Consider the following 22,111-nt stretch of genomic DNA (forward strand, 5'->3'; position numbering starts at 1 on the left):
CGTAAAAGTATTACTCCATAGCATGCTGCTTCATGGAGTTTAATTCAGAAGAAAGTTCCATAAACCATTCCTTATCACCTGTTGCTAATGCCAAGTCGATGAGGAATTGAATTTGAGTCTTATTGGTCACATTGGAAACAGGTAGTGCTTTAAGCTGTTTATTTAAAAAAGGAATTGTTTTTCCTATCTTTTTATTATTATCACTTGTTACGACAGTAACCTTTACTGCCCCGTCCGGGATATCAGGTAACAGTGAATCAATATATCCAATGATTAATTCACCATCTAGTGATTCTCCCTTAATCCAGTCACCTGGTTTTAAAAACATACCTTTTCACCTTCACTTATCTGTAATTTTTTTTATTACATTTACCATAAAAAAATATGCAGCCATGCTATTCGGTCATAGCCGCTTTCTAACAAGATCAACAACCTCTTTAATTGTATAATTCATTAAATATTCGCCCATATATTCTTCAGCACCTAAGAAAATGCTGCAGAGGACTCTTTGCATGTTCGCGCCTACAATGCATTGTTCATTTGATTCAGGACATTTAGGCTGCAGAGCACCTTCTGAAGTAATTTTATATATATCCCAAAGATTCACTTCACTTTGATCAAGCGCAAAAATAAATCCGCCGCCAGTTCCCTCTTTCGATTTAATGAATCCATGTTTTTTTAACAAACTTAACACTTTTCGTATACGAACCGGATGCACTCCGGCACTTTCGGAAATAGCATCACTTGTTGACATTCGGTCCGGCTGAAGCGCAAGATAAGTTAAACTATGAATGGCAAGGGTATAATCACTATTCATGGCTTCCTCCTTAAAATCACTTACATGTATTATCTGTATCTATATGAAATATTAATCAACGACTGTAATACTAAACATAACTGATTAACTAGTCAAGCATTTAGCTCGGTTATACGTTCCATTGCTTTTTGACTTGTTCTTCTGCTATCCGTTTAATTTTTTTCCAAGTCGTATCTTTTTCCACAATAACGTTGGTTTGATAATTTCGATCTTTATAATGAACTGTAACGAATACTTCAATCATTTCTTACTTCCTCCTTTTAAAAACCAGATCAATTAGCGAGTCTTTGTAATTCCGTATTCAAAAATGTACGAAGCTTACGGGGCAGAAAGCTGCGAATTTCGTCCTCGTTATACCCTACTTGTAATCGTTTTTCATCTAGGATAATAGGCCGGCGCAACATTTTTGGATTCTCTATGATTAATTGATAAAATTCATTAAGCGGCAGAGATTCCAGATTTACATTTAATTCCTGAAAAGCCTTTGAGTTAGTCGAAACAATTTCACTAGTCCCCTCTTCTGTTAACCGGAGAATTGATTTTATCTCATCGACTGTAAGCGAATCAGATAAAATGTTTCGTTCGATATATTCAATTTGATGCTCTTCAAGCCAAGCTTTTGCTTTTCGGCATGACCCACAGCTTGGTGTTATATAAAGAGTTACCATAGTTTACACACCCCTAAAATTTTTTATCAAAAATGAATTGTAATAATAAATTTTACAGTTTCTATACTGTAAATTTAAACGTTACAGTTGATAAAGTCAACTGTAAATTTTTGTTTTACAGTAAAATATTGCAGCGAAGCATAAAAAAGCAGGTAACTGAGCTCATACATGCCCAATACCTGCTTTTCTTGAAGCTTACTTTAAGAATCGAAATGTAAAGATTCCGTCCTATTTAATAAAAAGTCTGACGGATCTTTCCCATACAAATACAATCGATGCATCGGTCTTGTCATTGACACGTATAACAATTTGATGTCTAGGTCTACTTGTGAGTATGGTTCTTCCAGGCATACGATTAACACGGAATCAAACTCCAACCCTTTAGATAAATAAGAAGGTAAAATCACAATATGTCCCTTCTTCATTTCTTCTCTTTCTTCTAATAATTGAATCGGAAGCTGACTATTTTTAAAGAGCTGATGGATTCTTCGACACTCTCTATCAGTCCGTCCAATAATCGCGATGGAGTGAAGCTCTTCCTCTTTAAGTGAGGCTATATCTTGTTCGACCTGCAGCCTTATCTGTTCCTGATTCGTGGGGTCCATCTTTTTAAACAATGGTTTTTGGCCATGACGAATAACGGGTTCAACCTTCGGCAGATCTTGGTCAATTAACTTAAGGATATCATTTGCCAAATTCATAATTTCAACGGTTGTTCGGTAGCTTTTTTGTAAGGCTTGATAATTCGCATTCGGGAAGATATCTTTTAATACTGGTGTCCAGCTATTCATTCCGCGATAGGAATGGATTCCTTGAGCCAAATCCCCGACAATGGTAAACAGGTCTGTATCAAAGCCTTCTTTTAATGCGGCAAATTGAAAATAGCTGTAATCCTGCGCTTCATCAATGAAAATACTGCGCATCTTATATTTTTCATCGATCCCTTCCAATTTTGCCTTCATATAAAAGATCGGGGCTAAATCTTCAAGTTCGTAGGCGTCTCGCTCAAAAATCGTCTGACAATATTTACTTAGAAGCTTGCATTCTTGTTGTGTAAGCGTAGCGGAATGCTTGTTGAGCCGTTCGGGAGAAGACATTAGTTCCTTATACAAAGTAAAAATATCTTTCATGACAAACGCTTCCATATATTTTTTGACAGCTACTTTTGACTCCTGCTCTACCCTCTTTATCCTTTGTTCTTTCTTATCCATCAGGTTAACCACTTTTTGTTGTCTTATTTCCGGCTCTAGTCTTCTGCTATAAACAAACTTCTCAAGTGCTTCTTCATATTTCTTGTTAAGGTTTGATAACATGATGGATTTTTTCTTTTTTAAATCACTTTCTAATAATGTTTTTATTTTTCCAACCCGTTTATAGATTGGTAAATAAGTATATTCTTTTAAAAATAGTGTTTTGAGTTTTTGTGCCTTCATCAGAACGGATTTTTCAACGATGAAATCCTTGCTTGGAGCAAGATTTAATTCCAATTCATTCACATAATTTCTAATTAATTCCTTAAATTCGAGTGAACCCTTGAAGCTTGAAACCCATTTGATTGACTTATTTTTCCCGGTATCTTCGAGGAGCTTCATCAGCTTGGAATTAGGAGAAAATAATTTTATTTTCTGGCCAAGGCAGCTTCTCATAAAATCAATAAAGGTGGTTTGATTAATCTTGTTGACTCCGAGTTCCGGCAGGACAGCAGATATATAATCAATAAATAGTCGGTTTGGTGCGAGTATCATTAATTTTTCTGGAGGAAATTGATAACCTAAGGAATAGAGAAAGTAGGATATTCTATGGAGTGCGATTGTTGTTTTCCCGCTTCCGGCGGCCCCTTGCACGATAATTGGGTGTTTCAATGATGCCCGGATTACTTCATTTTGCTCATTTTGAATAGTCGCCACGATTTCGGTTAATCGATTGTCCGCTTTGCCAGACAAGGATTTCTGTAAAAGTTCATCATGTGTCGTTAAATCGATGTCCCTGATTTCTTTTAATAAACCATTGACAATTTCATACTGTCTCTTTAAAGCTAAATATCCGGTTTGCGTCTCACCATAAGCTTCATAAGACACTTCACCCAGCCGTCCGTCATAGTAGACATTTGCAATCGGCGATCTCCAATCGACGATAATCGGCTGCTGTGTCACCCGGTCGAACAAGGACACCTTACCTATGTACAACGACTCTTCCTTTTTCGTACTATCGCTTGTAAAATCAATCCTTGAAAAATAGGGTTTGCCAATTACGCTTTCTAACCTTTTGAGTTCACTTTCCGCTAATTCAAGGAAACTTGCATTCGCGAGGAGATCGGTATAGCTTGTACTGCTATCCCTAGAATTCAGCTCGGCAAAAGATTGTTTCATATTTTCAACGAAAAATTCCTTATTCCCCTTCGAAATGTCTAAAACAGTTCGGATATACTCCTTAGTAAACTCTAAACGTTCTACTTCTGCTTGATAGTCTTTATGGTCACGTACAGACACTTGATCCTGGGCGCTCATCCTATTCACTCCTCACCTCTCGTTTCAATTTTGCAAGCATGGGATATTAAGATTAAACAAAACTTTTATACTAGTCAAGTTTTAGACAGGGGGACAGTACTTGGGCTTGTGGCCAAGCCTCTCTTGTTGAACCGCGAGAACCGTCCCTATACGGTTAGCGTATGTTATTAATGTAAGACAATTTATTAAAATGAAGGAGGAAACATATATGGGAAATAGAATGGGCCATGATTTTGATGGTCACTGTGTGTGTGAGGTCGTTCGGACCATAAATGACATACAAAACAATGCTGTTAGTCCAACGGAATGTACAGGGTGTTCTAGTTGTTTTAATGAGCCTCTTGGTTCATTAGTATCACCAACAGAAAGTGAACCGTTCGATACTCGTGTTTTCGTTTTATCAAATGCTGATGGTACTCCATTTCATGCATTTTTTAGTGGTGAAAACGAAGCATGTGTATCTATCTTCTTCCGTGTAGAAGATGTCTTTGATAACTGCTGTGCTACCCTTCGAGTATTAGTACCTGGTAATGGCGACAAAGGCAGATTTTGTCCAGTCTTTCTTGTGTCCAGCAAAGACAGATGCTGTATCGATCTTAGTAAAGTCTGCCAAGTAGATCGATTCATGGCAAGCAACGACTGTGTTACAGTGGATTTAAAATGCTTCTGCGCCGTTCAATGTATTGCCGATGTATTTTTAAATATTTGCGACTAATATTATTAAATTTGAAATTTGCCTCAGCATTAACCCTTCATGTTTATACCCCATTTTTAAAAGGTGCGCCATTTTTGGCACACCTTTACACCAAACATATATCAGCAGTATCCTCTTTTACATATTTTTCATTTAGTTAAAAACTCCTAGCTAAAACGAGTAAAAGGTCGCGGTTTGATTTGGACAAGGCCTGAATATACTCTAATTGATTCTAAAATTTTCCAAATTAGAACTCTCACCACTAATAGGTTTTAGAACAGGAGGTCATAAATGATTGTATTTGAACGGGTAAATAAGTTTTATGGAGATTTTCACGTCTTAAAAGATGTTAATCTTACCATCCATCAAGGTGAAGTTGTTGTCGTAATTGGTCCTTCCGGTTCCGGTAAAAGTACATTGCTGCGTTGTATCAATCATTTGGAAACCATCTCGGACGGGAAGCTCACCGTAAACGGGATATCTGTTGGAGATAAAAAAACAGATATTAATCAGCTGCGGCGGAATATCGGCATGGTTTTTCAGCATTTTTATTTATATCCCCACAAAACGGTGCTTGAAAATATTACTTTAGCTCCCAAAAAAGTATTAGGCCAATCCGAAAAGGAAGCGAAGGAAACAGCCAAACATTATCTAGATAAAGTTGGGATATTAGGTAAGGCGGAAGCCTATCCATCTCAGCTTTCCGGCGGCCAGCAGCAGCGTGTTGCCATAGCTCGCGGCCTTGCCATGAAACCGCAAATCATGCTTTTTGACGAACCTACCTCGGCACTAGATCCCGAAATGATAGGTGAAGTCTTGGATGTAATGAAATCCCTCGCAAAAGAAGGAATGACGATGGTCGTCGTCACCCATGAAATGGGCTTTGCCCGGGAAGTTGCTGATCGAATTGTCTTTATGGATGAAGGGAGAATTTTGGAAGAAGCAGTTCCGGCTGAATTTTATGAGAATCCACGTGAAGAACGGGCTCGTCTATTTCTCAGCCGTATTTTAAATCATTAATGGGAGGGAAATGAATTGTTCAAAACTAAACATTTCGTAAAAATGGTGTTGGTAACCATAGTGGCTGCCCTATTTCTAGCCGGCTGCGGGAAGGACAAGGCCACTTCTGGTTCCAGCAAGGATGTGCTTGCCAAGATCAAAGAAGATAAAAAAATCGTGTTTGGCGTTAAGTATGACACTCGTTTGTTTGGATTGAAAAATCCAAAGACTGGTAAGGTTGAAGGATTCGATATCGATCTTTCCAAAGCGTTGGCAGAGGAAATGTTTGGTAAGGATGTTAAGCCGGAGTACGTTGAAGTGACTTCGAAAACGAGGGTAGGCCTCCTGAATAACGGCAAGGTGGATGCAGTGGTCGCCACGATGACCATCACGGAAGAACGTAAAAAAGAAGTGGATTTCACTGACGTCTATTTTGATGCCGGTCAATCCCTGCTTGTAAAAAAAGGCAGCAAGATTCAAGGATTGCAAGACTTGAAAAAAGGCACGACGGTGCTGGCGGTGAAAGGCTCAACATCTGCAATCAATATTCGTGAGAAGGCACCTGAAACCACTGTTCTCGAATACGAAAACTATGCTGAAGCTTTTACCGCTTTAAAGGCTGGTAAGGGTGATGCCCTGACTACAGATGATTCCATCCTTTATGGTATGGCCGAAGAAGATCCGTCCTTTGAACTGGTTGGAGGAACTTTCACCCAAGAGCCGTACGGAATCGCCGTTAAAAAAGGCAATCAAGAGCTTGTCGATGCGTTGAATAAAGCATTAAAAAGCCTGAAGGACTCTGGAAAATACGATGAAATTAAGAAGAAATGGATTAAAAATTAAGGCTCTTTTGTTAAAGGAGTTTATTCGCTGTAAAAAACTAATTTCTTTACGAAAATAGCCAAAAATAATGATTTAAACCCGGTTTCTCGTCAGGATGGGGAGTCGTCTGTCTAAAACGGACCTTCCCTTCCTGATTTATGAGGAGGAGATCGATTGCTGGATTTCACGATACTAACGAATCATCTGGATTCCTTTTTAGAAGGCTTAAAAATTACCCTTATTTCTAGTTTAATAGCTTTATTAAGCAGCTTTATTTTAGGAACCCTTCTGGCCATCATGAGAATTGCCCCCATTAAACCCCTTAACTGGCTGGGGACGGCTTATATTGAATTTATCCGAAATATACCTGTACTGCTTATAGTGTTTTTCACCTACCTAGCCGGAAACTTTGGCGGAATGATTGCTGGAACCATCGGATTAACCGTCTACACTACTGCTTTCATTGCTGAAGCCATCCGGGCCGGAATACTGTCAGTACCTAAGGGACAAATGGAAGCCGCCAGATCGACAGGCTTGAGTTACGGTCAGGCCATGAGATGGATTATACTCCCCCAAGCTATAAAAATCGTTATCCCTCCCCTTGGCAACCAATTTATTAATTTAGTAAAAAATTCATCCTTGTTAGCTGTTGTCGCAGGCGGCGATTTAATGTATCAAGGGGATTTAATATCGGCAAAAACATACGTCACTTTTGATACTTATATTTTTGTAGCCTTATTTTATTTAGTTTTAACCATTCCATTAAGTCTTGGCGTCCGATTTTTAGAAAAGCGCCTGGCAAGAAGTAATTAAGGAGGTTCAGTAATGGATTTTCTAGCCCCTTTCATGGAAGTCTACACATTCGACAATTTGAAATTTTTGCTAGAGGGTTTCGGGATCACTTTAAAAGTTGCTGCCATTTCCATTGTGCTCAGCTTCCTTATTGGCGGTCTTATTGGCACGCTAAGGTATATGCAGATTCCAGTCGTCTCTCCTTTACTTGCTGTGTTGGTTGAAACGATTCGCAACCTTCCTTTGTTGCTGATCATATTCTTCACCTATTTTGCCTTGCCTGAAATCGGTATTGAAATGGAAATTACGACTGCCGCGATCGCAGCATTAACTGTTTTTGAATCAGCCATGCTGTCAGAAATTATCCGAAGCGGATTGAATTCCATCGAAAAAGGCCAGATCGAAGCAGGACGTGCTTCAGGGCTTAGCTACCTGCAGACCTTACGTTACATCATTATGCCCCAAGCTCTGAGAAGAATGGTTCCTCCTATTGTCAGCCAATTTATTTCATTGCTTAAAGATACATCATTAGCTGTCGTCATCGCGTTGCCAGATTTATTGCACAACGGACAAATCATTTACGCCCAAAAGGGATCCTATGTGATACCTGTTTTTCTCCTGGTGGCATTCATGTACTTTATCGTAAATTATGGGTTGTCACTTGTTGCGAGAAGGTTAGAATTAAAGCAAACATAACAAGTCCGGCTCCTACATTGAGCTGGATTTTTTCGTTTTGCAAAAAATAAATAATCCTTTGAAATGAATTTTAATATACATCTTATACAATAACGAAAAAAGCAGAAAGGTTGAGAAAAATGATTATTCGCGAACGGGAACATAGCTTTATCATGATCACCCAGCATGACCACGCCAAAATATCAGGGGAAATTGCGCAAAATTGGAAGGATTCTTATTTTAATGGCGTGGAAAGAAAAGCGGAAGTGGTGCTTGGTATTTATGAACATGATCGAGGCTGGATCGAACCAGATGCCGCTCCTTTATGGAATAGCAACAAGCAAAAACCGCACTCATTTATAGATTTCCCCCTTGATTTAAAAGTTGCTTATTACAAAAAAGGGATCGATGAAGTCGAAAAAATGAGCAAATATGCCAGTCTTCTTTGCAGTTTACATTATGTCTCGTTTCTTCAATATGAAGAGGATCCAATCGGATCAAAATTTGTAGAGGATGAAATCACTAGGCAGCTGCAATTATTAAAACATTGTGGGATATTAGGAAAAATGAATAAGGAAAAGCAGTTACAGTACCATCTAAGCATCTTAAAATTCTGCGATAACCTCTCACTATATATTTGCTTAAACGAACCCGGAGCAAAAAAAGAAAAAGAGCATCCCTTTTATCATAACGGCATCTCCCCTTCTTTCTCGTTTGCCAAAAATAAGCCAATCCAAGTCAAATGGTCTGATCAAGAAACGGTCTCGCTTTCGGTGTCTCCTTTAGAAAAAGAAGTACAAGTGCAATTTCAGTATAAGGAGGTTAAAAAAGAAGATATAATCTCTAACGGATTATTATCAGCCTATTCCATAACCCCCTTTTTCTATAAAAGTGTGACGTTGGAGGCTGGCGTAAACTAAGAAATGCCGCCCTTAGTTGTGTTGATCAATCACATACTCAGCCTTTTGATGCCTAGAAACAAATTTATTACTCGTAACCCAGAATCGCCAAGGATAATCCCTGGCCTCACCAGAATTATCAATTCCAATCCGTTTCCCAGCGGATATGCTTTCCGGACGGAAGCCTTTGGCAATATATAATGGCGAAATAGTCAATGGGTGTCCATAGTCGGCCATTGTAATTCCCAATGATTTTGTCAGTTTACCGGGTCCGTCCGTCAGTTTTCTCACATCATCAATGCCTCTCCTGTTTTTCATCAGTCCGATGCCGTATACGGGTTCAAGGGCCCGAATCAAAACGGCTTCAGGATTTTCTTCTCCTCCGCTGACTACATTGAAAAGGCAATGTGTATGCATTAAATAAGTATAGGCAAGGCCGGAACGATGGAACATGACCTCCGTTCTTGCCGTCCGTCTGTTATTAAAGCTGTGTGCCGCCCGATCACTTGGACCGATGTAGGCTTCTGATTCCACAATATATCCAGCAGCTATCCCCTCGCTCGTTTCTCTCACAAGGAGACATCCAAGTAAAGCCTTTGCCAGTTCAATTGTAGACTGTTCAAAAAACGACTGTGGTAAGGGAACAATTTCGTTAGCCAAATCTCCCAAATTGGATACCTCCACAAAAATGATTAAAGATGGAAAAACATTGTATGGTATGAATTTACCATTTTATAATTAAATTTCAATTTCTTAGTCGATTGTCAAAAAAATTGTTATAATATAGCACAAATGGAAGATGTTCGATAAACCGTATCGATTTCTGCAGAAAAAGGAGAAAAGCAATGATCTGGTTAATTATTTCGACACTATTACTCGCTGCATCAGCTGCCTGGTTAGGTTATACAGTAAAAAAAGAAAAGGCTAAACAAAAAGAATTAAGAAACAACCATTTCGAAGAGCTTGCTGCATTGAAGGAAATACAAAAAGCTTCTATGGAAACGGCAGCCACCACCTATGATGAGAGAGTATTCCTTTTGTCTGAATCCTACCAACGAGAAATAGAAAAGCTGTTGATTGAAAAGGAAGAGATCCGAAAAAATTATCGAAACCCTGGGGAAATCAAAACCCATCAAATACTAGAAAATTTTAAAAATGATTTAATTCGAAAAAGAATCATTCCACCAGATGAAATGATTATCATGCCAAATATTTTTATCCCGGAAGGAAACGAAACTATCAAGCAGATCGATCACCTTGTACTTTTATCAACTGGGATCTACTTAATAGAAACCAAACACTGGAAAGGCCATATTGTCATGGGATTAGATAGGATGGGCAGCCACAAGTTTTCTTTCTTAACAGATTTAGTTGACCGTGAAAAAGAGAAAACGCTCATTTTTGATAAGGGTAATTCGGGAGAATTAACGGTAAAAACATTAGATAACCCTATTTGTCAGATTCAACAGACAGCCGTCCTCTTATCCAATTATTTACAAAGTCAAGAAATTAAAACATGGATCAACACTTTGGTGTTTTTTAATCACGATGAAAAGGAACTCCACGATTGGTCGGATAACAGTATCGTAAAGCGGATTACGAATCAAGAGCAATTACAACAGTATTTTATTCATGAACTCACATCCCGAGATAGAATATACGGAGCTTTTCAACTGAAAAACATAAAGGATATTCTCGAAAAAGCAAATTATATTTAACTGTAAACCAACTAGTGTCTAGTCATAAAACTTGTTTTAAAGAATATCTATGTTAATAGGAAACGTAAGTCTTAACTTTTACATGGAGAAGCCAGAGGGATGAAACTCACTTAGGTTAGGAGGGGAGCTAGGATAAGCCTTGAGGTTATGATCCAGTTGCTTACACTTATAGTGATGATCATTGGGCTGGCTGTAAAAGACAACAATTAAGACTAGACACCGCAAAAAACGAACCACCGTAATGGTGCGTTCGTTTTTTGTTTTTAAACTAACTCATAACTATTTAAGAAAATAACAGATGAGCAGAAAAAATTACTGAGGTTACTGTCATCATACTGAATACTGTAGATAATAAAACGGTTTGTGCTGCATATTCAGGATGATTTCCATACTCCAGTGCAAACAAAGAACTATTTCTTGAAGTTGGAAAAGAACTCGCTATTAACAATGACTGTGCAGTTGTCCCCTCCAGGTGTAATGCTAAAATAATGATGAACGCAATACATGGTGACAGGATAAGCCGTCCAATAAGGCTAAGAACTAAAGGGAGCGAAAAATTTCTTATTTTTAGGAAAGCACTTTGTGCACCAAGTGTAATTAGTGCGATTGCTAAAAATGCGTTTGAAGTATTTTTAATAGGAGTCCAAATGTATTCTGGAATTCTTATTGAAACCGCATGGAGAAAAACTCCTAACAAAAAAGCGTAGAAGACAGGATTTTTCAAAAATGCCTTTATCGCTTGAAATTTTGCCTTATCAACCGAAACAGAATTAAATAATCCATAAGTATAGGTTAGTAGATTTTGAAAAATCATGACCACAACTTGTATCGATAGTCCAAGAGGATTTTGCTGAAAAACAACCTGACTGACAGGTAATCCAAAGTTACCCGAATTGCTAAGGACTACACTGTTTTTAAAGGTAGCCGACAGACTGCTCTCTAATCTCGCCATTTTAGATATTCCTGTGCTGACGACCATTAGACAAAGACTTTGTATGATAAGGAAACTAAGAATATCCAGGAGTGTATCTCCTCTTATTTTACTCTGATACACATTGGAAAAACTCACAGCAGGCATAAGTAAATAGGAATTTAATTTAGATAAGGTATTCATGTCTAATTTAAACTTTCTATGTAGAAAAGCTCCAACTCCAATAAGAGCAAATATGGGTAAAATAACATTCAAAGTAATATGAAATAAAAGGCCCATAAAATCATCCTCTCCATTTTAAGAATAATAAGGTTCAAATATTTGTATAAAGATGCAATAGTCATTGTGATATTTTATGGTTAATGCAATGTCATACTGTCCACTGGTTTCTCCCCAAATCTGTTTGATGCCGCAAAGCGGCAGGCAAAAGTATTTTCCTGTTTTCGGTTCGCTGACTGTTATTCTCCCAGCCTGGATATGAATTTTCGCCTTATTAATGTAGCTCGTAAAACTAAATCCTACAGTCCCTTCGATTTCATCCTTTAGGATGGCATCGAAATCTTTCCCTTCATACTTCATTAAAAATGAAATCAGTTTCGTTGAATTGCCCTCCAATTCCTCTCCCCCTCATCCATTTCATTTTAAAAACAATATCCAAACAGTTGAAATACTAATAAATTATCGATATCCATTCAAAAAAGGAATAACAACACTTCCTAATTTTCTCAAAGAAAAAAAGCCTGAGCATTTGCCCACGCTTTCTTATATAGTAGATTTAAAATCCAATTGTTTCACAAATTCTACAAACTCTTTAATTACGTTGGTCTCAAGAGATTTCTCATGATAGAACATCCATGTTCTTCTTATAATCGGATTCCCTTTTTTATCTTTAAGAATGATCTGATTAAGGTTTTGATGCTCCTGAACAAGAACACTGGGAAGAATTCCATATCCCAAACCGTTCACTACCATTTCTTTACATGTATCGGCTTTATCCACTTCCATGCCAATAAAAGGTGTCTGTGAAAATTCCCCGCTCCACCAATTATCAATCATCGTCTTAAGTAAAGCATCTGTTTCATATTCAATTCTCGGTAGTAAAGGCAGGTCACGAAGTTCAATTTTTTCTAATGATACTATACAGAGATTTTCTTCAAAGAGTAGAATTTTTGAATCTGACCATTGATAGTCACCACGGACCATCCCAATATGAACATCCCCATTATAAACAAGATTGAACACATCCCTGCTCCATCCCGTCGTCACTTTATAATTTACTTTTGGGAACTGTTCACGAAAAAGCTTTAAAAGGTGTGGCAGCTTGTGCCTTGTTATGTAATTTGAAACCCCTAATCGTAAGGTTCCGCTAACCTCTTCATCCATATTTGATACTGTATCCTTAATTTGTTGGAGACGATACAGCATTTCATCCGCACATTGAGCTAAATATTCTCCTTGGGGTGTAAAGTGAACACCTTTTGTTCCCCGTTTAACAATTTCTGCTTGATAGTCCTTCTCTATTTGTTGAATTTTTTTCGTTAAGGATGGTTGGGATAAATATAAACTCTCTGCCGTTTTCGTGATATTCTTTTTTTCGTAAAGCACCTTTAAGATTATCCAGTCCTGTTCATCCATTTGTTCTATTCCCTTCATTACTTTTGAAATAGCATTAACCATTAAATTAATTCTAGATTACCATATAATATATAAGAATAAGGATTAAAAGCCCATATTTGTTAATTGGAAATAGATTTATGTTTTACGTAACAAATTAGCTTGTTATAATGGTGTCTATGATATACATAGGAGGATACTGCAATGACCACATTTGAAAAGTTAAAACCCATTATCTCAGACCAACTGGGTGTCAATATGGAGGAAATTAAACCAGAATCATCATTCAAAAATGATTTCGTAGCTGATTCGCTAGATATGGTAAATCTGACGATGGAAATTGAAGATGAATTTGCGATCGAAATAAGTGACAAAGTTGCAAAGACACTTCAAACGGTTGGAGATGTCGTAAACTTTATTAACAACCGTAAATAATATACAGAAGGCGGATCGTCCCATGCACTGTAGACGAATGTAGTGCAGAAGGCATCCGCTGAACCCTTTTACACAAAAATCTACTATCACCATATAACCCCAGAAAAGTTCTTCTCCCCATTAAGGTATATTTTAACCCAATAATAAAAATAGAAAAAGTTCAGAAATCCGTAATACCTTTCTCTTTTTTTTGCATAAAATATATTAAATATAAAAACTATTAAATTCTTTACTTGAAATTTAGGACAACCTCTTTTCAGCTTCTGCTATAAAATTATCATTATGGAGGTGTTAGGTTGGACGAGGAATGCATTCTCCCTTATGAAGACACCATTTTTTGTATACATTGTGGACTTCCAATTGACTTTGGTGAACCTTATTTCATCTATGTAGAAAAGGATGTAAAAGGTCATAAGGTTTATTGCTGTGATGAATGCTCATAATAAAAATGCTTTACCTTAATAAAGTGGCTTTAGGTCACTTTTTTTTTATTTGAGGCTAGAAATGTATAAAATATATTGAAGGATAATTTTTTAAAAATGAGGGAATGAATTTGAAGGAAAAACTATTAGCTGGCGAAGAAGCAGTTCGCTACATTAAAGAAGGAATGACAGTTGGATTGGGTACCGGTTCTACTGTTTATTACAGTTTGATGAAGTTGGGAGAGCTAGTAAAGAATGGGTTAAAAATCAAGGGTGTTTCTACCTCTAAATCGACAACAGCATTGTGTGAACAGCTAGGAATTCCCTTATTATCGATTAATGAGATCGACAGAATTGATTTAACCATCGATGGAGTAGATGAGGTAGACCACAAATTTAATGGAATTAAAGGCGGCGGCGGTGCACTGCTGTTTGAAAAAGTTGTTGCTTCTATTTCAGACAAGGTTATTTGGGTTGCTGATTCAAGTAAGGTAACACAAAATATCGGACATTTCCCTTTACCTGTAGAAATCGTTCCCTTTGGATATATTCATGTACTACAAACGCTGGAAAGTCATCAACTTCATCCTCAATTAAGAATGAAGCAAAAGGAAATCTACAAAACGGATAGCGGGAATTATATTGTAGACCTGCATTTGAAGGCAATAGAAAATATGGCACAATTAAGTTTATTTTTAAAAAATATGACTGGCGTTGTTGAACATGGTTTGTTTTTAAATATTGTTGATATATTAATTGTCGGGGATCATGATCATGTAAACATAACCAGTGTAAAATAGAAATTTCGATATCCAACTTCAATGTGTTTTGAAATATTTGAAACTCCTTTGTATTTTATACGTATACTAATAAAATCTATTTTTTAAAAACATTTGGAGTTGGTTTATGTTGGAAACAACTGATTTTTTAAAGACAGAATTAAAGAAGATTGAGGATTGGGAGAACGCGCAAAAGGATTTATGGTTTTGGGAAAAAATTGGCCGTCTGCCCTTTAAACTGCTGGATAAAATTACGCCTAAATTCATCCAAGAAAAAATTGGATTGGCGATTGATGAATTAGGAAATTACATACAAACGGGCGGACAATATTTAGTTAAGGAAGAAAGCATTCTAAAGAAGTTTTCCCCGAAAGAATCTTTACCTGGGCAGGATCTACTGCGAATCGAGGATCTGGACCAGTTTCCCCTAAGCAAGATGGATGAGGTTGCAAATGAAATCAAAAATTCACGAACAAAATTTGCAACCATCCAAGGAGCAACAACAGGGATTGGCGGGATTTTTACTTTAGCAATTGATGTTCCTGTCCTATTAGGATTGTCCCTTAAAGTATTGCAAGAGATGGCCATTAGTTACGGATTTGATCCTAAAGATAAGGTGGAAAGGATATTTATTGTAAAATGTCTGCAATTTTCGTCCTCCGATATTGTTGGGAAAAAGGCTATTTTAGAAGAGCTATCTTCCTTTCAGGAAGAAAATCGGAACAATCAAATGATTTCACAATTACAGGGATGGCGCGAAGTTGTGACTACTTATCGTGATAATTTTGGCTGGAAAAAGCTTTTTCAAATGATCCCGATTGCCGGAATGATATTTGGTGCCTTTATTAATCGTTCCTCCATTGGAGATGTCGCCGAGGCTGGTCAGATGTTATTCCGAAAACGAAGAATATTGGAAAGGGTTAACCAATTAGAAAAAGCCTGATGATAAAAAGGGGTCACATCTATACAAATAGAATTGACCCCCTTTTTATTAATCATTATTGTTGCATTCGGAGTTTTCGTTTGGATCCTCCTGATAATGTTCGTTTAAATATGAGTTCTCTCCACTTGCAAAATTCACCGAAAGTAAACTCATTTCCGGATCAAGTCCATAAAGTCCTTTAAACTCTTTATTGGCCATTTCACCACTTTGAAATTGTGGGTCTTTTTCATTATCCTTCATTTGTTCACCTCATTTGTTTATTTTTTTACTATTGTCTGCGTTTGTTTGGATAAAATTCTTCTAAATTGTGATTTGGGATTTTTGATATGATCCCTTCTTCTATTTCTTAGTTCTCCGTAATAAAAATCGAACGATCACTATCGCTGCCAAAGGGAGGATCAGCCAGAGCCAATTGAAGGATGAGTTATCCTCTTCTTCATATGTGTCGTTATCAATATTTGTAAAATCCTCATTAGAAGAGGCTGTTTCGATTACATCTGGTGCATCCGTATTCGGTTCATCTTCATTAAAAGTAACGGTTTCTGAATATGAATCTTGAACTGCCCTCCCTCGGGGAAAAAATCCGCCTTTCATTTACCTTAGGGACAAAAATTATCCTCCCTGGGGCAATGAAACTGCCGTTCATTTACCTTAAAGACGAAAATTCCTCACTTTCGGGCAATGACCCATAGACAGAACCCTTGCTACTCATTTTTCTTTGTTAACGGCACTCTGAACTCGCCACTGTTCGTCTCCCTTTTTTCCCCTTCATCTCGGACAATCTTAAACTTCCCTATCAACATGTTCAAATAGAAAACCAACATACAAATGAATTGCTCTTGATCTAAGAAGGAAAAATTCTATTTAGAAAGAAATAGATATAAAGGAGACAAATTAATAAGGAGTGTATTTCATGGATCAAGCAATTCTTACATACCTTTCGGAAAACAGAGATAAGCATTTAGCTGAATTAAAGGAGTTTTTGGCAATTCCGAGTATTAGCTCTCTTCCTGAGCATAAGGATGATGTTCAAAAAGCAGCCAATTGGGTTGCGGAGTCACTTCAAGAAATCGGTATGGAAAAGGTTGAAGTCCACCAAACGAAGGGCCACCCAGTAGTTTATGGCGAATGGTTAAACGCAGAAGGAAAACCGACAGTTCTGATTTATGGCCACTACGATGTTCAACCTGTTGACCCACTTCATTTATGGGACAACCCTCCATTTGAGGCAGAAATTCGCGATGAGAAGCTCTACGCACGCGGGGCTAGTGATGACAAAGGCCAGGTGTTCATGCACCTCAAAGTGTTGCAAGCCATTTTTAAAACAACTGGAACCCTGCCGATTAATGTTAAATTCCTAATTGAGGGCGAAGAGGAAATCGGAAGCCCTAACCTGCCTTTATTCGTTGAGGAAAACAAGGAATTATTATCGTCTGATGTGATTGTTATTTCTGATACGAGCATGATGGAGCGAGGCAAGCCAGCCATTTGCTATGGATTAAGAGGATTATGTGGAATACAAATTGATGTAAAAGGTCCAAAAAGCGACCTCCATTCCGGATTATTCGGAGGGATGATTCAAAATCCTATCCATGCTCTAGTGGCGATTGTGAATTCATTCCACAACGAGAAAGGACAAATCACAGTGGATGGCTTTTACGATAAAGTAGCGGACTTAACCCCTGCCGAAAAAGCGGCTTATGAATCACTGGGGATTACCGATCAGTCTTTTATTGATCAATTAGGTGTTCCTGAAATGTTTGGGGAAGAAGGCTATACCACCTTAGAAAGAAATTGGGTCCGGCCAACGCTAGAAGTAAACGGCATTTATAGCGGCTTTCAAAGTGAAGGCATTAAAACTGTTCTCCCAGCGGAAGCACATGCCAAAATCACCTGCCGACTCGTACCTGATCAAGATCCTGATGAGATTGTGGAACACCTACAAAAACATGTACAGTCCCATACCCCACCGGGAGTAACGGTCAATGTGTCTCTTTTTGATAAAGGCCCCGCATATGTTACACCATTTGATCATTCGGCCATTCAAGCTGCCGGAAGAGCTTATGAAAAAGTGTATAAAGTACCGACCTCTTATACACGTGGAGGTGGTTCGATTCCAATTGTGGCCGCTTTCGATCAAATTTTAGAAAAACCAGTAGTTTTGATGGGATTCGGATTACCAGACGAAAATTTCCATGCACCGAACGAACATTTCAACTTAGAGAATTTCGATAAAGGCATGGAAACACTATCTTATTATTGGTATGATCTCGAACAATCACTATAAGAAGCAAAAGGGCTGCTCCATGGGAGATAGCCCTTTTTTATCAAAACTATGGAAAATAAAAAAGCCAACCCTAAGGCTGACTCTTGTGCAAAATTAAAAGGTATGTGCTAAATCCTTTGCCCGAGCTATAGCATTTTCTTTAATTTCTTGTGCTTTATCCGGCATAGCATTTTGTCCCTCTACAAAGATTCCTTCAAAGGATGGAACTCCAAAGAATTGCATGATCACATTTAGATAACGGTGTCCCATTTCCAATTCAGCTGCGGGACCTTCAGAATAAAAACCTCCGCGAGCTTGAATATGCAGCGCCTTTTTATCAGTCAATAAACCAACTGGACCTTGTTCTGTGTATTTAAACGTTTTGCCAGCAACAGCTACTGCATCAAGATATGCTTTCATGACTGGCGGGAATGAAAAATTCCAAAGCGGGGTTACAAATACATATTTATCGGCTGCAATAAATTGTTCCGATAATTCAGAGAGTCGGCTCACTTTTGCTTTCTCCCCTGAAGAAAGCTCATCAAAGCCTTGCCCTGAACGAAGTTTCCCCCATCCGCTAAATACGTCAGCATCAATATGTGGAATATTTTCTTTATAAAGATCAATATGCACAATTTCATCAGTTGGATTTACTTGTTTATAAGTTTCAATAAATGAGTTTCCAACTGCCATACTATATGACTGAGAGTGATCATGCGGATGAGCCGTGATATACAATACTTTTGTCATTTCTATCCAATCCCTTCATAATTAAAAAACTATCATATTAGTTGCTATAGCAACTACAAGACCTGCTCATTCTAACAAAAAAATAGTTGCATGTGCAACTATTCTGGCTCAATACATTTCACTTCCACGTTTTGTCTCATTTTTAACAATACTTGTTTAACAATTTGTTGTTCTTCATCTGAAATACCTGCACACACCGTACGGTTGAATTCTTCCGCCAGCGGTTTGATGATTTCACCAAGTTTTTTGCCATTTTCAGTGAGAAATACATGAAACGAACGATTGTCAATTTCATTTATATGTCTAGTGATAAATCCTTTTTTTTCAAGATTGCATATCATACGGGCAACATTGGTCTTATCTTTTTCGAGCTTTTTGGCAATTTCATTTTGTGTCAACCCGTCCTTTTTCCAGAGAAGCATCAAAATTAAATTTTGTTCAGGCGCAATATTTAACGGTGCTAGCTTGGCTTTGATATAGCTGGTTAGGGTCAGGTCTGTTTGATGAATCAAAATACTTAAAAAATCATTAAATACAACTTTCATGTAAAAGCCCCTATCATTCCATATGAACTAATTTTATTGAAATGAAAATACCCTGTCAATAATTGGAACAATCAAAAAACCAAAAAACGCCCCTTACATAATGTAAGAAACGTTTATTAATTCATTTTTCAATACCTTTACATTTTCCGCAGTTCTTCAAGAATATTTTGTGCTAGATACCCCACTTCAAAATCATAAAGCTCTGCTTCCTGGCCATTTGCCGCTTTTACTAATTCGTCTATTAAGCGATTGGGTTTTGTTTCAACAAACGAAATGGGATTTAGTTCTCCACCATTTTTTCCCCCTCTTAAATCACCCCAGTTTTCTAGTGATAATATTCCTTCTGATCCAAAGGCAGTAAACCCGATATGTTCTTTACCAGCTATGTGGCTTAAGCCTTCGATTAAAACCGGAGTTCCATCTTCAAGCTCACCCGTTGCGACCACACCAGTCTCACATTTTTGCGGATCATTTGGCAATTCTAAGCGGGTTTGGATATTTTTGATGCCCCCAAATAGCTTTAAGGTTTGTTGGATAAAATGAACACCGACCTCTAGAACAAATCCACCTTGCTCTCTCTCGCCTACCCAGTCATTTTTTTGCCATAAACGCGGCCATTCTGGAAAATGCATGGTGAGTTGTAATCGGCGCAGCTTGCCAACGTATTTTTGGCCTATCAATTCCGCAAATTTAGTGGCTGCTTGCTCATAATTAAGCGGGAAGTTCATCGCATGGATGACACCTGCTTCTTTTGCAGCTTGAGCCATCTCTTTTGCTTCATCCAATGAGTTTGCTAAAGGCTTCTCACATAGGACGTGCTTTTTCGCTTTCAGGACATCCATCACAATGGGATGATGAAATTTCGGTGGTACTGCGACATAGACAAGGTCGACCTGTTGATCAGCAATCAAGCTTTTATAGTCTGTATAAGCTTGAACACCACCAAGTACTTTAGCTGTATCACAAGCTAGTGACTCTAAATGATCACAAACGGCTGTGATTTCAACATCGGGATGTTCCTTGAATTTTTTAATTAAGCGTTGACCAATTGCTCCTAAGCCAATAATTCCGATATGTAACATGAAAATCCCTCCCTTTTTATCCTACATTATACATTATTATCAAATATAAAATCGCTTTCTCGTCAGTAATTGCCTTTTTTAAATAACAATTATTGCAGATTACCATAAAACTTTAATTCTACCGTACAAACATTTCTAGCATTTTCTAATATCATATATTAATAGCTTATAAAGGTGGTGAATAAATAGTGTCGGATCAAAACTCAAAGAATTCCTCAGCGGCCTATGGATTTGTAACACTCACGGGTACAGATAAGATATTTGTAAAAAAAGATGAAAATATCCGTTTTAATCAACATGGGCCATTGGAAAATATAAGATTTTCCCAACAAAAAGGTTCTTTAACCATCTTGGAATCCGGAGACTATAAGATAGAGTATACTTTACTATTAGATGGTCTCGCTTCCACTTCGGTTTATGGTATTATCTTGAATCATTCATTGGTCCAAGATAATCTTACTAACTTTGGCATTACAAGACAAGTGGATAACGCTACTCTAATGCTTGTAGGACAAGCGATTATCCATATTCACAAAAATTCCACCCTCCAGCTTAGAAATATAGGTTCCTCAACAGATACCCTATTAACTATGCTTGCTGGCCAAAGTATAAATGCGGCTTCCTTATCGATTGTAAAGCTAAGTTGAAAATAACCTCGCCACGATTAAGTATGGCGAGGTTATTAAATTAAGAAAAATGTAATCAGAATATCAAGGAAATGTAACCTAAATATGGGATAATCACTATTTCAAGGGGGTTTGTATCTTTAATTCAACCTAGGTGGTGCAAAGTTTGGAACGGACGAGAAAGAAAAGAAAAAGAGTTAAATGGGGTAGAGTGTTTGGTGCCTTCCTTTTATTAGGAATCCTTGCAGCTGGTATTTTTCAAGTTTTTCAATACATTGAGGGAACCATGCAGGTGCTTGATCATCCACTTCAAAAAAAGGAGGGAAAACCTTCAGTTCAAGAAGAGAAACAAAATTTAAGTGCCATTAATGTTCTGTTATTAGGAAGTGACTCACGGGGTGAGGATCATGCCCGTACGGATACCATTATGGTTGCCCATTATGATCCACAAACTCATAAAATGAAACTAATTTCGCTAATGCGTGATATGTTAGTCTCTGTTCCTGAACATGGGCAGCAAAAATTAAATGCAGCTTATGCTTTTGGAGGACATGAGTTATTAAGTGAAACCATAAAAGAAAATTTTGGGTTAGATATACAATATTATGCGATTGTTGACTTTAAAGGATTTGAAAAAGCTGTCGATCTTCTTGTTCCCAAAGGGATTGAAGTAGACGTACCACATGAGATGTCTTATGGAATAGGTATGACATTAGAAGAAGGTAAACAACAACTACATGGTAAAGAGCTGCTAGGATATGTCCGTTTCCGACATGACAGTTTAAGTGATTTCGGCCGGATCGAGAGACAGCAGGAAGTGGTCTCAAAATTGACTGAACAAGCTGTAGGACTACATAGTATCATAAAACTTCCTGAGCTAATAGGACTTTTGAATACATACATAGATACAAATATTGATAGCTCCACTCTTTTGGCGATGGGCAAGGACATGCTCACTAAAAAAGGCAGAAATGTAGAAACTTTGCGTATCCCTGAAGAGGGCAGTTTTCAAAATAAAAATATTGATGAGCTTGGTGAAGTATTAGACGTGGACTTCCAGAAAAATAAAGAAACTCTTAGCAATTTTTTAGACAGTAAAAGTGTTGATCCCCAATAATTTAGACGGC

Annotated in this window: 27 protein-coding genes; 13 read left to right on the forward strand and 14 right to left on the reverse strand. The window is 37.6% G+C overall.

What is annotated here, in order from left to right; all coding sequences use genetic code 11:
- Nucleotides 1–10: 10 nt before the first annotated feature.
- The 5 genes from AC59HZ_RS08795 to helD all read right to left on the reverse strand — a co-directional run bounded on the left by AC59HZ_RS08795 (nucleotide 11) and on the right by helD (nucleotide 3,992).
- Nucleotides 11–328 carry an IDEAL domain-containing protein gene (locus AC59HZ_RS08795; protein WP_496545440.1) on the reverse strand — a complete coding sequence of 106 codons (318 nt, stop codon included), beginning with the start codon at nucleotides 326–328 and terminating at the stop codon, nucleotides 11–13.
- A 75-nt stretch (nucleotides 329–403) separates the two neighbouring features.
- On the reverse strand, nucleotides 404–817 hold the full coding sequence (locus AC59HZ_RS08800; RefSeq protein ID WP_496545441.1) for an RrF2 family transcriptional regulator: 414 nt from the start codon (nucleotides 815–817) through the stop codon (nucleotides 404–406).
- A 109-nt stretch (nucleotides 818–926) separates the two neighbouring features.
- Complete coding sequence (locus tag AC59HZ_RS08805; protein WP_496545442.1) at nucleotides 927–1,061, reverse strand: BA3454 family stress response protein; 135 nt, start codon at nucleotides 1,059–1,061, stop codon at nucleotides 927–929.
- 28 nt (nucleotides 1,062–1,089) lie between these two features.
- The gene (gene spxA / locus AC59HZ_RS08810) at nucleotides 1,090–1,485 is read right to left on the reverse strand and encodes a transcriptional regulator SpxA (RefSeq protein WP_496545443.1); all 396 of its coding nucleotides are present in this window, start codon (nucleotides 1,483–1,485) and stop codon (nucleotides 1,090–1,092) included.
- A gap of 200 nt (nucleotides 1,486–1,685) precedes the next feature.
- The gene (gene helD / locus AC59HZ_RS08815; protein WP_496545444.1) at nucleotides 1,686–3,992 is read right to left on the reverse strand and encodes an RNA polymerase recycling motor HelD; all 2,307 of its coding nucleotides are present in this window, start codon (nucleotides 3,990–3,992) and stop codon (nucleotides 1,686–1,688) included.
- 208 nt (nucleotides 3,993–4,200) lie between these two features.
- Here helD and AC59HZ_RS08820 point away from each other — a divergent pair, with 208 nt between their 5' ends.
- The 6 genes from AC59HZ_RS08820 to AC59HZ_RS08845 all read left to right on the forward strand — a co-directional run bounded on the left by AC59HZ_RS08820 (nucleotide 4,201) and on the right by AC59HZ_RS08845 (nucleotide 8,894).
- Nucleotides 4,201–4,707 (forward strand): CotY/CotZ family spore coat protein, encoded by a 507-nt coding sequence (locus AC59HZ_RS08820; RefSeq protein ID WP_496545445.1) that lies wholly within the window; start codon nucleotides 4,201–4,203, stop codon nucleotides 4,705–4,707.
- 270 nt (nucleotides 4,708–4,977) lie between these two features.
- The gene (locus AC59HZ_RS08825) at nucleotides 4,978–5,706 is read left to right on the forward strand and encodes an amino acid ABC transporter ATP-binding protein (protein ID WP_496545446.1); all 729 of its coding nucleotides are present in this window, start codon (nucleotides 4,978–4,980) and stop codon (nucleotides 5,704–5,706) included.
- 15 nt (nucleotides 5,707–5,721) lie between these two features.
- Nucleotides 5,722–6,528, forward strand: coding sequence for a transporter substrate-binding domain-containing protein (locus AC59HZ_RS08830; RefSeq protein ID WP_496545447.1), 807 nt, complete (start codon nucleotides 5,722–5,724; stop codon nucleotides 6,526–6,528).
- A gap of 153 nt (nucleotides 6,529–6,681) precedes the next feature.
- Nucleotides 6,682–7,320, forward strand: coding sequence for an amino acid ABC transporter permease (locus tag AC59HZ_RS08835; RefSeq protein ID WP_496545448.1), 639 nt, complete (start codon nucleotides 6,682–6,684; stop codon nucleotides 7,318–7,320).
- 33 nt (nucleotides 7,321–7,353) lie between these two features.
- Nucleotides 7,354–7,995 carry an amino acid ABC transporter permease gene (locus tag AC59HZ_RS08840; RefSeq protein ID WP_496546013.1) on the forward strand — a complete coding sequence of 214 codons (642 nt, stop codon included), beginning with the start codon at nucleotides 7,354–7,356 and terminating at the stop codon, nucleotides 7,993–7,995.
- 119 nt (nucleotides 7,996–8,114) lie between these two features.
- Nucleotides 8,115–8,894, forward strand: coding sequence for a DUF3891 family protein (locus AC59HZ_RS08845; protein WP_496545449.1), 780 nt, complete (start codon nucleotides 8,115–8,117; stop codon nucleotides 8,892–8,894).
- Between the two features lie 12 nt (nucleotides 8,895–8,906).
- Here AC59HZ_RS08845 and AC59HZ_RS08850 read toward each other — a convergent pair whose 3' ends face one another.
- The gene (locus tag AC59HZ_RS08850; RefSeq protein ID WP_496546014.1) at nucleotides 8,907–9,533 is read right to left on the reverse strand and encodes a DNA-3-methyladenine glycosylase; all 627 of its coding nucleotides are present in this window, start codon (nucleotides 9,531–9,533) and stop codon (nucleotides 8,907–8,909) included.
- 185 nt (nucleotides 9,534–9,718) lie between these two features.
- On the opposite strand from AC59HZ_RS08850, the gene AC59HZ_RS08855 reads away from it, so the two are divergent.
- Complete coding sequence (locus AC59HZ_RS08855) at nucleotides 9,719–10,591, forward strand: nuclease-related domain-containing protein (protein ID WP_496545450.1); 873 nt, start codon at nucleotides 9,719–9,721, stop codon at nucleotides 10,589–10,591.
- 283 nt (nucleotides 10,592–10,874) lie between these two features.
- Here the strand turns inward: AC59HZ_RS08855 and AC59HZ_RS08860 are convergent, their stop codons facing one another.
- The 3 genes from AC59HZ_RS08860 to AC59HZ_RS08870 form a co-directional block, all read right to left on the reverse strand.
- Nucleotides 10,875–11,801, reverse strand: coding sequence for an AEC family transporter (locus tag AC59HZ_RS08860; protein ID WP_496545451.1), 927 nt, complete (start codon nucleotides 11,799–11,801; stop codon nucleotides 10,875–10,877).
- Nucleotides 11,802–11,819: 18 nt separating this feature from the next.
- Complete coding sequence (locus AC59HZ_RS08865; RefSeq protein WP_496545452.1) at nucleotides 11,820–12,137, reverse strand: hypothetical protein; 318 nt, start codon at nucleotides 12,135–12,137, stop codon at nucleotides 11,820–11,822.
- Between the two features lie 147 nt (nucleotides 12,138–12,284).
- Nucleotides 12,285–13,157 carry a LysR family transcriptional regulator gene (locus AC59HZ_RS08870; RefSeq protein ID WP_496546015.1) on the reverse strand — a complete coding sequence of 291 codons (873 nt, stop codon included), beginning with the start codon at nucleotides 13,155–13,157 and terminating at the stop codon, nucleotides 12,285–12,287.
- A gap of 183 nt (nucleotides 13,158–13,340) precedes the next feature.
- On the opposite strand from AC59HZ_RS08870, the gene acpP reads away from it, so the two are divergent.
- The 3 genes from acpP (at nucleotide 13,341) to AC59HZ_RS08885 (ending at nucleotide 15,715) form a co-directional block, all read left to right on the forward strand.
- Nucleotides 13,341–13,571 (forward strand): acyl carrier protein, encoded by a 231-nt coding sequence (gene acpP / locus AC59HZ_RS08875; protein WP_496545453.1) that lies wholly within the window; start codon nucleotides 13,341–13,343, stop codon nucleotides 13,569–13,571.
- 547 nt (nucleotides 13,572–14,118) lie between these two features.
- Nucleotides 14,119–14,793, forward strand: coding sequence for a ribose-5-phosphate isomerase RpiA (rpiA, locus tag AC59HZ_RS08880; protein ID WP_496545454.1), 675 nt, complete (start codon nucleotides 14,119–14,121; stop codon nucleotides 14,791–14,793).
- A 106-nt stretch (nucleotides 14,794–14,899) separates the two neighbouring features.
- Nucleotides 14,900–15,715: an EcsC family protein gene (locus AC59HZ_RS08885; RefSeq protein WP_496545455.1), complete on the forward strand. Its 816-nt coding sequence runs from the start codon at nucleotides 14,900–14,902 to the stop codon at nucleotides 15,713–15,715.
- Between the two features lie 48 nt (nucleotides 15,716–15,763).
- Here the strand turns inward: AC59HZ_RS08885 and AC59HZ_RS08890 are convergent, their stop codons facing one another.
- Both AC59HZ_RS08890 and AC59HZ_RS08895 read right to left on the reverse strand, forming a co-directional pair.
- Nucleotides 15,764–15,955, reverse strand: coding sequence for a hypothetical protein (locus tag AC59HZ_RS08890; RefSeq protein WP_496545456.1), 192 nt, complete (start codon nucleotides 15,953–15,955; stop codon nucleotides 15,764–15,766).
- A 99-nt stretch (nucleotides 15,956–16,054) separates the two neighbouring features.
- Nucleotides 16,055–16,309, reverse strand: coding sequence for a hypothetical protein (locus AC59HZ_RS08895; protein ID WP_496545457.1), 255 nt, complete (start codon nucleotides 16,307–16,309; stop codon nucleotides 16,055–16,057).
- Nucleotides 16,310–16,628: 319 nt separating this feature from the next.
- Here AC59HZ_RS08895 and AC59HZ_RS08900 point away from each other — a divergent pair, with 319 nt between their 5' ends.
- Nucleotides 16,629–18,002, forward strand: coding sequence for a dipeptidase (locus AC59HZ_RS08900; RefSeq protein WP_496545458.1), 1,374 nt, complete (start codon nucleotides 16,629–16,631; stop codon nucleotides 18,000–18,002).
- 93 nt (nucleotides 18,003–18,095) lie between these two features.
- Here AC59HZ_RS08900 and AC59HZ_RS08905 read toward each other — a convergent pair whose 3' ends face one another.
- The 3 genes from AC59HZ_RS08905 to AC59HZ_RS08915 all read right to left on the reverse strand — a co-directional run bounded on the left by AC59HZ_RS08905 (nucleotide 18,096) and on the right by AC59HZ_RS08915 (nucleotide 20,358).
- The gene (locus AC59HZ_RS08905) at nucleotides 18,096–18,731 is read right to left on the reverse strand and encodes an FMN-dependent NADH-azoreductase (RefSeq protein WP_496545459.1); all 636 of its coding nucleotides are present in this window, start codon (nucleotides 18,729–18,731) and stop codon (nucleotides 18,096–18,098) included.
- A gap of 98 nt (nucleotides 18,732–18,829) precedes the next feature.
- Entirely contained in the window at nucleotides 18,830–19,276 is a 447-nt protein-coding gene (locus AC59HZ_RS08910; protein ID WP_496545460.1) for a MarR family winged helix-turn-helix transcriptional regulator, read from the reverse strand.
- A gap of 137 nt (nucleotides 19,277–19,413) precedes the next feature.
- Nucleotides 19,414–20,358 (reverse strand): Gfo/Idh/MocA family protein, encoded by a 945-nt coding sequence (locus AC59HZ_RS08915; RefSeq protein ID WP_496545461.1) that lies wholly within the window; start codon nucleotides 20,356–20,358, stop codon nucleotides 19,414–19,416.
- Nucleotides 20,359–20,546: 188 nt separating this feature from the next.
- Here AC59HZ_RS08915 and AC59HZ_RS08920 point away from each other — a divergent pair, with 188 nt between their 5' ends.
- Both AC59HZ_RS08920 and AC59HZ_RS08925 read left to right on the forward strand, forming a co-directional pair.
- The gene (locus tag AC59HZ_RS08920) at nucleotides 20,547–21,005 is read left to right on the forward strand and encodes a BclA C-terminal domain-containing protein (protein ID WP_496545462.1); all 459 of its coding nucleotides are present in this window, start codon (nucleotides 20,547–20,549) and stop codon (nucleotides 21,003–21,005) included.
- Between the two features lie 145 nt (nucleotides 21,006–21,150).
- Nucleotides 21,151–22,101 (forward strand): LCP family protein, encoded by a 951-nt coding sequence (locus AC59HZ_RS08925; protein ID WP_496545463.1) that lies wholly within the window; start codon nucleotides 21,151–21,153, stop codon nucleotides 22,099–22,101.
- The last annotated feature ends 10 nt before the right edge of the window (nucleotides 22,102–22,111 follow it).

Source organism: Neobacillus sp. DZ-9 (assembly GCF_059587065.1).